Source organism: Bradyrhizobium sp. NP1 (assembly GCF_030378205.1).
Lineage (GTDB): Bacteria > Pseudomonadota > Alphaproteobacteria > Rhizobiales > Xanthobacteraceae > Bradyrhizobium.
In genome coordinates this window covers 178,532-191,758 of the sequence record NZ_CP127385.1, presented here as the reverse complement: position 1 = coordinate 191,758, position 13,227 = coordinate 178,532, and the positions used below count along the sequence as shown (strand labels likewise).

At 65.4% G+C, this 13,227-nt stretch carries 15 protein-coding genes; 8 read left to right on the top strand and 7 right to left on the bottom strand.

The genetic code is table 11. The features are described from left to right. Nucleotides 1-131: 131 nt before the first annotated feature. Genes QOU61_RS00900 through QOU61_RS00890 form a run of 3 tightly spaced genes read right to left on the bottom strand, consistent with a single transcriptional unit; the run spans nt 132 to nt 3,681 of the window. Entirely contained in the window at nt 132-608 is a 477-nt protein-coding gene (locus tag QOU61_RS00900) for a GlcG/HbpS family heme-binding protein (protein ID WP_289656278.1), read from the bottom strand. A 26-nt stretch (nt 609-634) separates the two neighbouring features. Next, nucleotides 635-2,128 (bottom strand): aldehyde dehydrogenase family protein, encoded by a 1,494-nt coding sequence (locus tag QOU61_RS00895; protein WP_289656277.1) that lies wholly within the window; start codon nt 2,126-2,128, stop codon nt 635-637. Between the two features lie 5 nt (nt 2,129-2,133). After that, nucleotides 2,134-3,681 carry a hypothetical protein gene (locus QOU61_RS00890; RefSeq protein ID WP_289656276.1) on the bottom strand — a complete coding sequence of 516 codons (1,548 nt, stop codon included), beginning with the start codon at nt 3,679-3,681 and terminating at the stop codon, nt 2,134-2,136. Between the two features lie 228 nt (nt 3,682-3,909). Between QOU61_RS00890 and QOU61_RS00885 the strand changes: the two genes are divergently transcribed. The 8 genes from QOU61_RS00885 (at nt 3,910) to QOU61_RS00850 (ending at nt 9,163) form a co-directional block, all read left to right on the top strand. Beyond that, the gene (locus QOU61_RS00885; protein WP_289656275.1) at nt 3,910-4,680 is read left to right on the top strand and encodes an iron-containing redox enzyme family protein; all 771 of its coding nucleotides are present in this window, start codon (nt 3,910-3,912) and stop codon (nt 4,678-4,680) included. Nucleotides 4,681-4,683: 3 nt separating this feature from the next. After that, nucleotides 4,684-5,046 carry a 2Fe-2S iron-sulfur cluster-binding protein gene (locus QOU61_RS00880; protein WP_289656274.1) on the top strand — a complete coding sequence of 121 codons (363 nt, stop codon included), beginning with the start codon at nt 4,684-4,686 and terminating at the stop codon, nt 5,044-5,046. 22 nt (nt 5,047-5,068) lie between these two features. Next, nucleotides 5,069-5,374 carry a ferredoxin gene (locus QOU61_RS00875; RefSeq protein WP_289656273.1) on the top strand — a complete coding sequence of 102 codons (306 nt, stop codon included), beginning with the start codon at nt 5,069-5,071 and terminating at the stop codon, nt 5,372-5,374. 19 nt (nt 5,375-5,393) lie between these two features. Beyond that, nucleotides 5,394-5,762 carry a 2Fe-2S iron-sulfur cluster-binding protein gene (locus QOU61_RS00870; protein WP_289656272.1) on the top strand — a complete coding sequence of 123 codons (369 nt, stop codon included), beginning with the start codon at nt 5,394-5,396 and terminating at the stop codon, nt 5,760-5,762. Between the two features lie 100 nt (nt 5,763-5,862). Continuing rightward, the gene (locus QOU61_RS00865; protein WP_289656271.1) at nt 5,863-6,666 is read left to right on the top strand and encodes an aspartate dehydrogenase; all 804 of its coding nucleotides are present in this window, start codon (nt 5,863-5,865) and stop codon (nt 6,664-6,666) included. Between the two features lie 143 nt (nt 6,667-6,809). Beyond that, complete coding sequence (locus QOU61_RS00860) at nt 6,810-7,568, top strand: GntR family transcriptional regulator (protein ID WP_289656270.1); 759 nt, start codon at nt 6,810-6,812, stop codon at nt 7,566-7,568. Between the two features lie 345 nt (nt 7,569-7,913). After that, complete coding sequence (locus QOU61_RS00855) at nt 7,914-8,159, top strand: PilZ domain-containing protein (protein WP_289662141.1); 246 nt, start codon at nt 7,914-7,916, stop codon at nt 8,157-8,159. 179 nt (nt 8,160-8,338) lie between these two features. After that, complete coding sequence (locus tag QOU61_RS00850; RefSeq protein WP_289656269.1) at nt 8,339-9,163, top strand: tetratricopeptide repeat protein; 825 nt, start codon at nt 8,339-8,341, stop codon at nt 9,161-9,163. Between the two features lie 21 nt (nt 9,164-9,184). Here QOU61_RS00850 and QOU61_RS00845 read toward each other — a convergent pair whose 3' ends face one another. The 4 genes from QOU61_RS00845 to QOU61_RS00830 are packed head-to-tail and all read right to left on the bottom strand — an operon-like array spanning nt 9,185 to nt 13,015. Then, nucleotides 9,185-10,468, bottom strand: coding sequence for a CpaE/TadZ family protein (locus tag QOU61_RS00845; RefSeq protein WP_289656268.1), 1,284 nt, complete (start codon nt 10,466-10,468; stop codon nt 9,185-9,187). Beyond that, nucleotides 10,465-11,205, bottom strand: a complete 741-nt coding sequence (locus tag QOU61_RS00840) for a CpaD family pilus assembly protein (RefSeq protein ID WP_289656267.1) — start codon at nt 11,203-11,205, stop codon at nt 10,465-10,467. The genes QOU61_RS00845 and QOU61_RS00840 overlap by 4 nt, the downstream gene beginning before the upstream one ends. Before the next feature lie 40 nt (nt 11,206-11,245). Further along, nucleotides 11,246-12,724: a type II and III secretion system protein family protein gene (locus QOU61_RS00835; protein ID WP_289656266.1), complete on the bottom strand. Its 1,479-nt coding sequence runs from the start codon at nt 12,722-12,724 to the stop codon at nt 11,246-11,248. A 15-nt stretch (nt 12,725-12,739) separates the two neighbouring features. Continuing rightward, nucleotides 12,740-13,015, bottom strand: a complete 276-nt coding sequence (locus QOU61_RS00830; protein ID WP_289656265.1) for a hypothetical protein — start codon at nt 13,013-13,015, stop codon at nt 12,740-12,742. Nucleotides 13,016-13,227 lie beyond the last annotated feature (212 nt).

Below are 13,227 nucleotides of genomic sequence, written 5' to 3'. Positions count from 1 at the left end.
GCAATCCACGGTAGCGGAAAGCATGGAAGAGGACAAGAACATTGCGAGAACATCGAGGGCGGAGGCCGGGCGGACTGCCAGGCGCCGGCGCTGATTCGCCTATCTAACCCTCTCGATTTACTTGCGAAACTTCAAAGCTTGAGGTCGGCCTGAACCAGCACCTTATGGCTGGTGCCGAGATGCTCCTGAAGTGCGGCGAGCGCGGCAAGTCCACAGGCCGTGTCCTGCTCGCCATTGCCGCCGCTGAGGCCTACGCCGCCGATCACCTCGCCATCGACCACGATGGGAAAGCCGCCGACGAACACTGCGAATTTTCCTTCAAAACTCCATTGAATTCCGAACGCCTCGTTGCCCGGCAGCGCCGGGCCGTTCGGCGCCTGGTTGAACAGATGGGTCGAGCGCTTGTGTCCTGCCGCGGTGAACGCCTTGTTCCAGGCGATCTGAGGACCCGTCACCCGCGCGCCGTCCATGCGTTCGAGCAGAAGCGGGAAGCCGCCATCGTCGGTGATGCACACCGTCTCCAGCACCTTGATGTCTGCGGCCTTGCGCAAGGCGGCCTCCGCCATCAGGCGAGCTTCGGTGCGTTCGAGCTTGAGAAAGGATCGCATGTCGTTGTTTCCGTTTGTTGGCGGCGTCAAACGCCGCGATAGATCGTCTTGATCTGGGTGTAGAACTCGAGCCCGGCGCGGCCGGATTCCCGGAAGGTCGAGGTGCTGGAGCGCTTGAGGCCGCCGAACGGCGCGTTGATCAGGTTGCCCGTCGTCGTGCGGTTGATCTTCACCGTGCCGGATTCGATGTCGCGCGCAAAGGCGTGCATCAGCTTCGGGTTGCGGGTGGCGATCGCCGCGGACAGGCCATACTCGCTGTCGTTGGCTTTCCGGATCGCATCCTCATAGCTCGTCACCTCGATCAGCGCGAGCACCGGGCCGAAGATCTCCTCGCGCGCAATGCGCATCTCCTGCGTCACGTCGCTGAAGATCGCCGGCGATACATAGTACCCGCTGTCATAGCCGGGCCCGCGCAGGTGCTCGCCGCCATAGAGCAGGCGCGCCTCGCGCTTGCCGATCTCGATATAGCGCAGCACGGTTTCGAGCTGGCGCGCGGTCGCCAGCGGGGTGATGTCGGTGCCGGCAGCCATGCCGCTGCCGATCTTGAGCGCCTTGACCCGGGCGATCAGCTTGTCCGTGAACGCCGCCTTGACCTCGCGCATGACAAGCACGCGGCTGGTGCCGGTGCAGGCCTGGCCCGTCAGCGACAGCCCGCCCTTCACCGCGAGGTCGACTGCCTGGTCGAGATCAGCGTCGTCCATGACGATCAGCGGGTTCTTGCCGCCAAGCTCCATCTGCGTGCGGGTGGTGATGCCGACCGAGCGATGGATCTGCTCGCCCGCCGCGGTCGAGCCGGTGAACGAGATCGCCCGCACCACAGGCGGTGTGGTGATCGCAGCGCCGACATCGCCGGCGCGGCCGCTGATGAAGTTGAGCACGCCCTTCGGGATGCCGGCCTGCACGAATGCCTCGGTGAGGCGGTAGCCCGACAGCGGAGCATCCGACGACGGCTTGAACACCACCGTATTGCCGGTGATCAGCGCCGGCGCGATCTTGCGCGCGGGGATCGAGACCGGAAAATTCCAGGGCGTGATGATCGAGACCACGCCGAGCGGTTCGCGCTCGGTGTAGACGGTCATGTTGGCGTCGTCCTGGGGGAAGATCTCGCCGGTGAAGGACTGGCCTTCGACCGCATAGAAGCGCAGCGTCTGCGCCGAGCGCAGGATCTCGTCCTTGGCAAGGTTGAGCGCCTTGCCCTGCTCGCGCGTCAACTCGGCGGCAAAGCGCTCGGCGTTGGCTTCGAGATAGCCGGCCGCCTGGTTGAGGATTTTCGCGCGCGCGGTGACCGGCGTCTTGCGCCAGGCAGCAAAGGCTGCGGCGGCGGCGCGGACGGCGCGCTCCGCGTCCTCAGCAGTCGAGGCGGGAAAGCGGCCGACGATATCGCTCGTATCGGCGGGATTGACGTTGTCGAGCCACTCGCCGCTTCCGCCGTCGACCCATTCTCCGTCGATGTAATTCCTGAATGCCTCGATCTTGTCCGCGGCGATCGCCGCCGCACGCGTTGCCATCATCTCTGCCATTGTTTCTAGCTCCAGAACAGAACGGCGCAGGTGGTGGCGACGAACAGGCCCGCCAGCACCGGCCCCAACAGGACCCGCACGGTGTCGAGCACCGGGACACGGGCAAATCCGGCCACCGCGATCAGGGATGACCAGGCGATCAAGGTGCCGCCGCCGGTCCATACCGATCCCATCTGACCCACCGCGCAGAGCGTCGTGACATCGAGGCCGACAGTCGGGCCGAGCGCGCCCGAAAGCGAGCCGGTCAGCGGCAGCCCGGCAAAGCCGGAGCCGTCGATGCCGGTGATCATGCCGACGATCAGCACGCCGAAGGCGACCAGGTAGTGGTTGTGCGGAATGAAGGCCTGCGCGGTCTGGATCAGGTCGAACAAGAGCGGCGGCGCCTGCGCGGCGGGCACGTTGAGAATGCCGGAAGCAAGCTCGCCGCCGGCGCCGAGGAAGAAGAAGCCGGCGATCGGCAGCACCGAGCCCATGGCCTTGAAGGCGAACACGAAGCCGTCGGTGATGTGGTCGGCGCAGACATCGAGGCTCTTGCGCGCGCCTTCGGCGGCGATCGTGGCCAGGATCATCAGCGCCGTGCCCATGCCGCCGACCAGCGCGGCCGCATCGCCGCCCTTGAGTTCCGGCAAGCCGCGCACGCCGAGCTTCGGCAGCACCATCAGCGCAATCACCACGGCAAAGCCGAGCGGCGTGAGAATCGCAAACAGCTTTGACCTGAACGCCCGGCGCTTTTCGTTCAGCGGCAGATGCTGGCGCAGCCTGGCGTCGATCGCGAGCGGTTCGTCATAGCTGGTGCCGCGGGCGATCTCGGCCTTGTCGAAACTGCCGGCCGTCTCCAGCCGCGCGGCCTCGCCATTGCCGGATTGCCGCTGCCAGGCGTCGAGCAGCGCCTCGCTGCCGGGCTTGATCGACTTGCGGATCGAGAAATAGGCGAGCACCAGCGCGACGCCGCCCGTGATCAGCGACAGCGCCAGCGCGCGATCGGCAACCGCCGCCGCGCTGATCGCAGCCCCTGCCGCCTTGGCGCTGATGCCGGGCGCCACCCCGATCACATAATCCGACGACAGCGCCATGCCCTGGCCGGCGATCGCGATCGCCATGGCGCCGGCGAGCGGCGACAGCCCCGCCGCGATCGCAGCCGGCAGCAGCACCGCGGAAACCAGCGGCACCGCCGGCGTCGGCCAGAAGAAGAGCGAGATCACGTAGGTGACGGCCGCGAGAATGAAGAAGGCCGAATGGCCGTTGGTCATGATCAGCCGGAACGGCTGCACCATGCGCACGTCGGAGCGCAGCGTCTTCAGCGCATTCAGCAGCGCGGTGATCAGCGCGATCACCAGGAAGATGTTGAACAGCTCCTTGGCCGCCACGAAGCTCGCATTGAAGATGCTGGACAGCGCGGCCACCGGGCTTGCGGTCCAGGCAAGCGCGACCAGGAAGGTCGCGGCGATCGAGGGCACCACGACATTGGCGCGCAGGATCATGGTCAGCACCACGGCCGCGACGCCGGCGAGATAGGCCCAATGGGCGGCGGTGATCGAAATCTGTCCTGTCATGGCTCTCCCCCCGAGACCGGTTGACGATGATTGACCCGATATTGTATACAATGCATCGAATCTGGTTTTGCGCTCGCTTGGGCTTCTATCGTGGCTAGTTCCGCAACTTTGCGGCCGTCGAGCGTCTCATTTTCTGTCATTGACTTACATCAATTGTATGCAGTATACAATAGCTGATGGAAGATTTCCTGCCTGCACGAGCGGGTGGCCACCACAGGGAGCGAACCGATGCCTGAGCTGATGAATCACGTGGAATTCCGCACCGCGCTCGAAAACGCCATCAAGGGCAAAAGCGCCAACAAGGCGCCGTTCAGCATCGCCTGGGCCAGCGGCAAGCTCAGCCGCGCGCATCTCGCGAGCTGGGCCGAGAATCACTACCATTATGTCGGCCCGTTCGCCGATTACCTCGCCTGCATCTATGCGCGGATGCCCGAGCGCTTCACCGAGGCCAAGGATTTCCTGCTCGCCAACATGTACGAGGAAGAGATCGGCGGCGACCGCCATACCGATCTCCTGATCCGTTTCGCCGAAGCCTGCGGCACCACACGCGAGCGGGTGATCGACCCCGACAACATGACGCCGACCACCCGCGGCCTGCAGAGCTGGTGCTATGCGGTTGCCATGCGCGAGGACCCGATCGTCGCGGTCGCCGGCCTCGTGGTCGGACTGGAATCGCAGGTGCCGTCGATCTATCGCCGGCAGACGCCGACGCTGCGCGAAAAATACAAGTTCACCGACGAGGAGGTCGAGTTCTTCGACCTGCATATCGTCTCCGACGAGATCCACGGCGAGCGCGGCTACCAGATCGTGCTGGAGCACGCCAACACCGTCGACCTGCAGCAGCGCTGCCTGAAGATCTGCGAGGTCGGCGCCCAGATGCGGCTGCTCTACACCACCGCGCTTTATTGGGACTATGTCGCCAAGGACATCCCGATGAGCGAGATCGAGAACGTGGGCCAGAAGGTTCCTGCCGACGAACGCCAGCTGCTGCAGGCCTGATCAGTGCCGACCGTCACCCTGCATCGCGACGGCAACACCTATCAGGGCGAGATTGCGGAAAATACCAATCTCGTCGTGAAGGCCGGCATCCGCCAGTTTCCCCATCCCAACCTGCGTTACGGCTGCGGCATGGGGAAATGCGCCAAATGCGCGTGCCGCGTGCTCAAGGGCGCCGAGCATCTGCCGGAGCCCAACTGGAAGGAAAAGCAGCGGCTGGGCCCGCGGCTCGAGCAAGGCTATCGCCTGATCTGCCAGCTCTGGCTCAGTCATGACATCGAGCTCGAGCAGGACAAGGTTCCGCTCGAGCCGCTCAAGCCCGATGTTGCGCAAGCCGCCGCGCAGCAGGCCGCGCCGGCCGAACGGTGAAGCGATCCCACAGGAGTCCGTCATGTATGTCATCCTGACCAGCAAGCCCGGACAGTTCAGGACCGAGATCGGCGACGGGCTGCGCGCGCTCGAAGCCTACGACTACCTGTTCTACGGACAGAAGAAGGCGCATTTCGTCATCGCCGAGCTCGTCAAGGATTCCACCAAGATCCGCGTGGTCGAGGACGAGACCGAGATCGTCAACGACGTGCCGTGCAAATTCCTGGAAAAGTTCGAGACCAGCGAGCGCGCCTACAAGGAGCTCGAGCACCTCACCACATTCGGGCACATGCAGACCGCGCTGCGCAAGACCGCGGTCGCGGGCTGACGGATCGGCTCGGCGCACGATGATCCAGGTCACCTTCATCACCAACGGCGGCAAGACGGTCAGCGCACCCGAGAACAGCAACCTGTTGCGCGTCTCGCTGCGCGAGCAGGGCGGCATCCCCTTCAAATGCGGCGGCGGGCTGTGCGGCACCTGCCGCTGCCGCATCGAGCAGGGCCTCGAGAACACCGACGCGATCAAGCCGAAGGAGCGCAAGCACCTCACCGAGGAGGAGTTTCGCCAGGGCTACCGGATGGCCTGCCAGACCTTCATGACCGGCGATGTCAGCGTGTCATGGGTGCCGCTGGCCGAGCGCCGCGCGCAGGCCGCGCGTCCCACCGAACCGGCCGCTTCCAGCGAGGCGGTGTCCGAAGGCCGGAGCGGCGAGTAGCGCCGGGCAACAAAGTGGGGACAACCCTGCACGACGCGTGGATGTTCATGCCGACGAAAAAATGCTCCACTGCCTGCGTCGTTGTCAGGAGCATTGATCGTTGTCCATTCGTGTCGCCATTGCCGGTCTCGGCGCGATCGGCCGTACCGTTGCCCGCAAGCTCGCCGACGGCCTTCCCGGCCTTTCACTTTCCGCCGTTGCGGCGCGCGACCGCGACAAGGCGCGCGCGTGGCTTGAAGGCGAGCGCATCGCCTGTCCGGTCGTGCCGCTCGACGCGCTGCCTTCGGTCGCGGACCTTGCCGTGGAATGTGCGCCGGCGGCGATCCTCGGCCAGATCTGCACGCCGATGCTCAAAGCCGGCAAGCGAGTCATGGTGCTGAGCGCGAGCGCGCTGTTGCCGCGGCCCGAGCTCGTCGAGCTGGCGCGCGTCCATGGCGGCCAGTTGATCCTGCCGACCGGTGCGCTGATCGGGCTCGACGCCGTGGTCGCCGCGGCCGAAGGCACCATTCACAGCGTCCAGGTCGTGACCCGCAAGCCGCCGCAGGGCCTTGCCGGCGCGCCCTATCTGGTCGAGCACGCGATCTCGGTCGACGGCCTCGCTGACGCCAAACGCGTGTTCAAGGGCTCCGCGCGCGAAGCTGCGGCCGCGTTCCCGGCCAATGTCAACGTGGTCGCCGCGTTGTCGCTCGCCGGCATCGGACCGGACCGCACCGTCATCGAAGTTTGGGCGGACCCCGCGGTGACGCGGAACTGCCATCACATCGAGGTGGACGCGGATTCCGCGCGCTTTTCGATGACCATCGAAAACATTCCTTCGGAAAACCCGCGGACCGGCCGCATCACGGCGCTCTCGGTTATCGCGGCGTTGCGCAAGCTCGGCGCACCGCTGGTGGTCGGCACCTGACGGCTGTGCGGCGAGCGAGTGGCAAGTCAAATGCCAAGCGCCGCGAATCCTTGTAAACTGTGGAAGGATCGCCATCTGGATTTGCAGGCTTTGCGCAGTGTGAAACACAGACCCCGCGCTGTTTTCTGGACAGGTTAGGCATCATGGCTTTGGGCACCGGATCATCCAAGCGCCGGCTCGGCGAGGAGCATTCGTCGCTGCACGGCCAGGTCATCAACGAGTTGCGACAGGCGATCCTGTCGGGACGGCTGAAGCCCGGTGAGCGCCTGGTCGAGGAACGGCTTGCGGACGAGCTCGGCGTCTCGCGCAATCCGGTGCGCGAGGCAATCCGCGCGCTCGCCTCCGAAGGCCTGATCGAGGTTGCCGCGCGCCGCGGCGCGTCCGTTGCGGTGATGTCGGAACAGGAAGCGCGCGAAACCATCGAGGTGCGCGCGCTGCTCGAAGGGCAGAATGCAAGGCTCGCGGCGCGGCGCCACGACCAGCGGATCATCCACCGCATCCAGGCCGTGCTCGACAAGGGCACCGCGGCGGTGGCGGCCGGGCATTTCGATCAGCTGTTCGAGCTCAACCAGCAATTCCACAGCGAGCTTGCAGCCGCCGGCCAGAACCGCGTGCTGGGCGAGCTGCTGCAGCGGCTGCGCGACCGCACCGCGATGCTGTTCGCGCCGACCGATCCGGCGCGGCAGTCGCGTTCCTGGAACGAGCATGCCGCGATCCTGCGCGCCATCATCGAAGGCGACGAGCGATCAGCCGCCTCGCTCGCGGCGGAACATGTGATGCGCGCCGGCATGGATTTCCTGATCGGGCTTGATGCGATCGGCGAGCTGCCGGCGGTGCCGCGTACGGCTTCGGGCGAGCAGAACGCTGCGTCGCGAATGCTGAAGACGGCCGACGAAGACTGATCGCCGCACGAATTGTGCCAACGGCAGGAAAGGGGGCGGCCTTTGCGGCGGCCCTGTCGTCTTTTGAAGCACCATCCGCATCACTCGGCGATCGCTGTGCTCCCGGGTGCAACGAGCGCCTGCGCGCAGGGTAAAAACTCCTGGCCGCCCTTGCTCGGGGCGCGTTCGCTGCGGCTCTCGAGCATGATCGTCATGTCACGGTTTCTCACGCCTTGAGCCAACCGGTAAAATGAGCGCGAAAACAAACGATAGATTGCGGGAGTCCCGCTAGGCCTATCGCAAGGGTTCTCCTGTATTCCCACACTGATGCCGGATGTTTCGGGATCGTACGGGGTGAAATCGAAGATGTTGGCGAACCGTCGTAGAAGCGAGCGTGTTGTTTGCAGAAGGCTTGCAAAGATTCAATTCGGGACGGGGTCGTTGCCGCGCGATTGCGTGATCACTGACATCTCGGTCGGCGGCGTGAAGGTCGTTGCCGAACATCTCGAAGTGCCGCCGGAGTTTACCCTCATCTTCTCGGAAGGCCTGCCGCGCCACTGCCGCCTGGTCTGGCGGATCGGTTGCGAGTTCGGCGCCGAATTCGTCGCCTAGCGCGAAGAGAAACCGCTGAATTCACCGACGTAGCGATATCGATGGGCCGGGCGACACGGCACGCTTCGCCTGATGCGCACCGCGTCCGCAAGGCGCGGAATGCGGCCCGGTTAACCGGAACTTAGGGTTAAGCTGCAACCATTTATTGGCCAGTCGGCGACCCACAGGCCAAGAAGTACATGTTCCGGCAATTTCCCAGACGAGGTCGCTACCCGCGACTGGTTGCAACCCCGCTGTCGTCCGCGATCCTCCTGCTCTGCCTCTGCGGTTGCCAGACAACGGCGCCGCCCGATGTCACGGGGTCGCTGGGTGATGCGGCTCCGGCGAGCCGCCCAGCCGATCCGCGGCGGGAAGTCGACGCCTATCGCGAGCGCTACCGCGCCAATCCGAACGACCCGAACCTCGCGCTGCAATACGCCAAGGCGCTGCGGGCCAATGGCGAGCGGTCACAGGCTGTCGCCGTGCTCGAACAGGCCACGCTGGCCAATCCCGGCGACAAGGCGCTTCGCGCCGGCTACGGGCGGGCGCTGGCGGACAACGGAAATTTCCAGCAGGCCTTCGACGTGCTGGGCCAGGCCCACTCGCCGGAAGATCCGGACTGGCGGCTGCTCTCGGTGCAGGGAGCTGTGCTCGATCAGCTCGGCCGCTATGAGGAGGCGCGGCAATACTATGCCAGCGCCCTGCGAATCGTGCCGGACGAGCCGTCCGTGCTGTCCAATCTCGGCCTGTCCTACATCCTGTCAAAGGATCTCGCGAAGGCCGAAGAGGTGTTGCGTCGCGCCTACAACCACACGGACAAGGACCCGCGGGTGCGGATGAATCTCGCGGTGGCGGTTGGGTTGCAGGGCCGCGCCGCCGAGGCCGAGCAGATCGCGAAGGCTGATCTGCCGGTCGAGGAGGCGACCGCCAATGTCGCCGAGCTGAAGCGGCTGTTGTCCCGAAAAGAGGCTGCGCGCGGTCCGGCGGCGAAAAAGTCGGTTGCGGCCGCAGCGGGCTCCGACTGATCCCTGACCAGCAGCCGGCGGTCAGCCGCGCGCTGATCGCGTCCGCAACCTGTTGATGATCGGCGCGAACAACGAGCCGCGCGCCTTCTTCCTGGTTTCGCCGAGGCCGGTCAGCCGCTGGGCGAGCTCGTGAAACATCCTGCTGGCGCGGTGACTGGCCGCGATTTCCGGAATCATCTGCCCGTTGTTGGCGGCGGTGCCGAACAGGCGACAGTCGAACGGGATCGCCGCAACCGGCTGGCTTTCGAGCGTCTTGGCGAAACTGCGCGTGTCGATTTCCGGCCGCTTCGGCATGCCGACCTGATTGAGGCAGTAGAGCGGGACCCGGTCGTTGGGCCGCGACGCCTTCAGAATGTTCAGGATGTTCTTGGTGTTGCGCAGGTTGGCGAGATCAGGCTCGGCGACGATCAAAATATCGTCCGCGCCTTCCAGCACGCGCTTGGTCCATCCCGACCATTGGTGGGGAACGTCGAGCACGATGCACGGCGTCGTCATGCGCAGGGTGTCGAAGATCGCGTCGAACGCGTTGAGGCCGAAGTCGTAGACGCGGTCGAGCGTCGCCGGTGCCGCGAGCAGGCTGAGATGGTCGGTGCATTTCGCGAGCAGGCGATCGATGAACGCGCTGTCCGGCCGGTCGGGCTGGAACACCGCGTTGGCGATGCCCTGCAACGGATCCTGATTGTAGTCGAGGCCCGCGGTGCCGAAGGCGAGGTCGAGGTCGACGACGACGGAATCGAGCTTGAGGTTGCGCGCGATCGACCAGGCGACATTGTGCGCGACCGTGGATGCGCCGACGCCGCCCTTGGCGCCGACCACCGCGATGACCCGTCCGACGGTCACCGCTTCCGATGCCGAGAACAGGCTGCAGATCGAGCGCACCACGTCGAGCGGCCCGACCGGTCCGACCACGTAATCATTGACACCGCGCCGCACCAGTTCGCGGTAAGGCACATCGTCGTTTTCGTTGCCGATGACGATGACGCGCGTGCCCGGATCGCACACGCCCGCAAGGTCGTCGAGATTGGCGAGGATGTCGCCGCTGCCCTGGCTCTCCAGCACGATCACGTTCGGTGTGGGCGCGTCGCCATAGGTTTCGATGGCGGCGGCCATGCCGCCGAGCTTGACCGTGAGATGCGCCTTGGCCAGGCGGCGATCCTCGCCGGCCGATCGCACGGCGGCCGCGTTCTCCTCGGTCTCGCAGAAGGCCTGCACCGAGATGCGGGGCGCGGGGGCGATATGATCGTTCGCCGCCGGCGGCGCGGCGGCCGATGATTCTTCGATATCCTGACGGGGCGGGCGGGTCATTTGGCAGCGTCGCTGAGTTTGGCCTTGTCGGCTTCCGGATAGCTGGTGGTGGTCGACTCACCCTTGCGATAGTGATCGAACGCGATGGTCCGGCGCGCCGTGTAGGGCGGCGTCTCCGCGCGCGGCTGCACCAGATCCGATGGGTTGTCGATCATCGCGGCGAGGTTGCGCTGGGTCGCGCAGCCGAAATTGTAGTACGGCTTGTTGTCGCCGTAGCTGGGATCGTTGATCGAGGGACCGAGATCCTCCGGCCACAGGCCGCACGGTCCCGCGACCGCCTCGATCCGCGTATAGCTCAGCCTGATCGCCGCAAGCAGCCGGGGGTCGTCGGGGTGATAGCGACGCAGCGTGATGCCGCGCGAGGGCACGCCGCCGGCGATCAGCAAGCCGCGAATTTCCTGCAGCGTGGCCTCCGCGGCTCTTGCGTTCGGCGTTGCCACCGGCACCTCGGCCACGACAGCGCCGGTCCCTTCCTGAACCCAGGTGCGCGCCAGGCCCATCACGTCGGAGCGCTGCGCGACGGTAAGGCCGGTGCGGCCATGGCCGATGAAAACGACGATCGAACGGTTGCCTTCCGTGATCGCGATCGGATGGCGCAGGCGGTAGTCTTCGGGAACAGCCGCCGTCACGCTTGCTTGAGGTCCCCAGACGCACCCGCCGAGCACGGCTGACAGGCCGGCGAGCATGCCGATGGCGCGCAGTGTTCGAGAGCGACCGACCTTCTGTCCGTTTGTCATTGTCATGCCCCTGTGCCTGCGTTCCTCACGCCGTGCGATCTCAGTCAATGATGAACCCGAAGTGGCCCTGATAGCTGCCGACCGGTCCGATATTCGTCGCAAGCCCGTAAATCCGGTTGATGCGGCCGAGCAGGGCCGATTGGGCGTCGTTTGCAGGTGCAAACCCGTCGTCAGGCCGCGACAGCTCCTTCTGGGCAACCGCGCGCACGACATAGGGCGTCACCAGGACCATGAGCTCGGTCTGGTTGTTGACGTAGTCCTGGCTCCTGAAGAGTTGTCCCAGCACAGGCAATTGATCGAGGCCCGGCAAGCCGTTGACGGCCTGCTTGGTCTGCTGCTGGATCAGGCCGGCCATCGCCATCGAGCCGCCGGAGGGAATTTCCAGCGTGGTTTCGGCGCGGCGGGTCCGGATCGCGGGAATCGTGATCGAGTTGCCCGAGCCGGCGGAAAATGCCTGCGTTACCGTAATCGCGTTGTCGTTCGACAGTTCGGACACCTCGGTCATGACCCGCAGGCTGATCCGTCCCTCGCTCAGCACGACCGGCGTGAAGTTCAGCGAAATGCCGAATTTCTTGTAGGTGATCTGGGTGGTGCAGACATGCGTGGTGGGATCGCAGGAATAGCCGGCCGGAATCGGAAACTCGCCGCCGGCAATGAAGGTCGCCGCCTCGCCCGAGATCGCCGTGAGGTTTGGCTCGGCCAGCGTCCGGATCACGCCCGCCTGCTCCATCGCGCGGATGGTCGCGTTGACCGTGGGCAGTCCCTTGAGGACGGAAGAAGCAGAAAGCCCGTTACTCGGCACAAGCGGGCTGCCCAGCGCGGTGAACGGGTTGGTGTTGTTGAAGTTCACGACCGCGGTGCCGTAGTTCATGCTGGCGCCGAGATCGACGCCGAGCTGCTTGATGATGTCGCGGCGGACTTCCGCCACATGCACCTTGAGCATCACCTGGTCGCGGCCGCGCACGACGATCGAGTTGACGACCTTCTCGGCGCCGCCAACCAGCCGCGCGGCGACGTCGCCGGCTTGCTGGGCCTCGACCGGGCTCGAAACCGAACCGGTCAGCACCACGGCGTCGCCGACGCCCTCGATCTGAACTCCGGGCAGCGATTGTTGCAGCGCCGCGCGAACGCCGTTGAGATCGCGCTTGACCGCGATGTCGTAGGAGGCGACCTGCTGTCCGTCGGCATCGAAGAACACGACGTTGGTCTGGCCGACGCCCGCACCGATGATGTAGGCGCGCTGGCGCGACCGGATCACGGCGTTGGCGATCTTCGGGTCCGCGACGAGCACGTCCTTGACCTCCCGCGGCATGTCGACGACGACGGATTTGCCGATGCCGAGCGGCAGAAAGCGCGTCTTAGCGGACACGCTCGGAGTAACGACCGGAGCCGCAGCAATCTCGTCGTCCGCCGCCGAGGCCGGTAACTGCATGGACAAGAACGTCAAAGCGAAAATGGCCGCAAACGGCAGCGCATGGACCAGAGATGCCCGCGTCGGGTTGTTTTCCCAGCATTTCATGTGGGTTTCCTATCGTCACTTCTGTGCGGTCGACTGGTCGGTGAGGCCGTGCCTGCTGGCACGGGAGCTCACGCCGGGGCGGGGCTGTCTGCGAATGTTGGCGGGCGCGTCGGCATCGACGGTGCGGCGAAGCGGCGGCCGGCCATGCCGGCGCGCGATCGCCAGCATCGGGACCTCTTGTGGGTTCGGTTTGGTGAGGTAGCGGGCCGGAACGTCGAAGGAGCCGTTCGGCAGGATGACGCCGCCGGCGCCACGAGGGGTGACCAGTTCAACAGTGCTGGCGGTGACCATACGCTTTACTATCTGCTCTTACGCGAACGCGGCGGAACCTTGAGGTTCCACCCAGAGCAGAACTAAGCACCAAAGGTATAAGCCGGCTTGAGGCCGGGAACAGATCGGACGATCGGCTCAGGGATTCATCCGCATGGTGAACGAGACGTTATCGTTCAAGGGCGACAGTTGCGCATCGGCGCGATGTGCAACGTGAGGGTGCCGGCGCCATG

Bases quoted from the DNA above. Each gene is read 5' to 3' on its own strand.
- QOU61_RS00900 (WP_289656278.1), bottom strand. From the start codon at position 608: ATGCGATCCTTTCTCAAGCTCGAACGCACCGAAGCTCGCCTGATGGCG.
- QOU61_RS00895 (WP_289656277.1), bottom strand. From the start codon at position 2,128: ATGGCAGAGATGATGGCAACGCGTGCGGCGGCGATCGCCGCGGACAAG.
- QOU61_RS00890 (WP_289656276.1), bottom strand. From the start codon at position 3,681: ATGACAGGACAGATTTCGATCACCGCCGCCCATTGGGCCTATCTCGCC.
- QOU61_RS00885 (WP_289656275.1), top strand. From the start codon at position 3,910: ATGCCTGAGCTGATGAATCACGTGGAATTCCGCACCGCGCTCGAAAAC.
- QOU61_RS00875 (WP_289656273.1), top strand. From the start codon at position 5,069: ATGTATGTCATCCTGACCAGCAAGCCCGGACAGTTCAGGACCGAGATC.
- QOU61_RS00870 (WP_289656272.1), top strand. From the start codon at position 5,394: ATGATCCAGGTCACCTTCATCACCAACGGCGGCAAGACGGTCAGCGCA.
- QOU61_RS00860 (WP_289656270.1), top strand. From the start codon at position 6,810: ATGGCTTTGGGCACCGGATCATCCAAGCGCCGGCTCGGCGAGGAGCAT.
- QOU61_RS00855 (WP_289662141.1), top strand. From the start codon at position 7,914: ATGTTGGCGAACCGTCGTAGAAGCGAGCGTGTTGTTTGCAGAAGGCTT.
- QOU61_RS00850 (WP_289656269.1), top strand. From the start codon at position 8,339: ATGTTCCGGCAATTTCCCAGACGAGGTCGCTACCCGCGACTGGTTGCA.
- QOU61_RS00845 (WP_289656268.1), bottom strand. From the start codon at position 10,468: ATGACCCGCCCGCCCCGTCAGGATATCGAAGAATCATCGGCCGCCGCG.
- QOU61_RS00840 (WP_289656267.1), bottom strand. From the start codon at position 11,205: ATGACAAACGGACAGAAGGTCGGTCGCTCTCGAACACTGCGCGCCATC.
- QOU61_RS00835 (WP_289656266.1), bottom strand. From the start codon at position 12,724: ATGAAATGCTGGGAAAACAACCCGACGCGGGCATCTCTGGTCCATGCG.
- QOU61_RS00830 (WP_289656265.1), bottom strand. From the start codon at position 13,015: ATGGTCACCGCCAGCACTGTTGAACTGGTCACCCCTCGTGGCGCCGGC.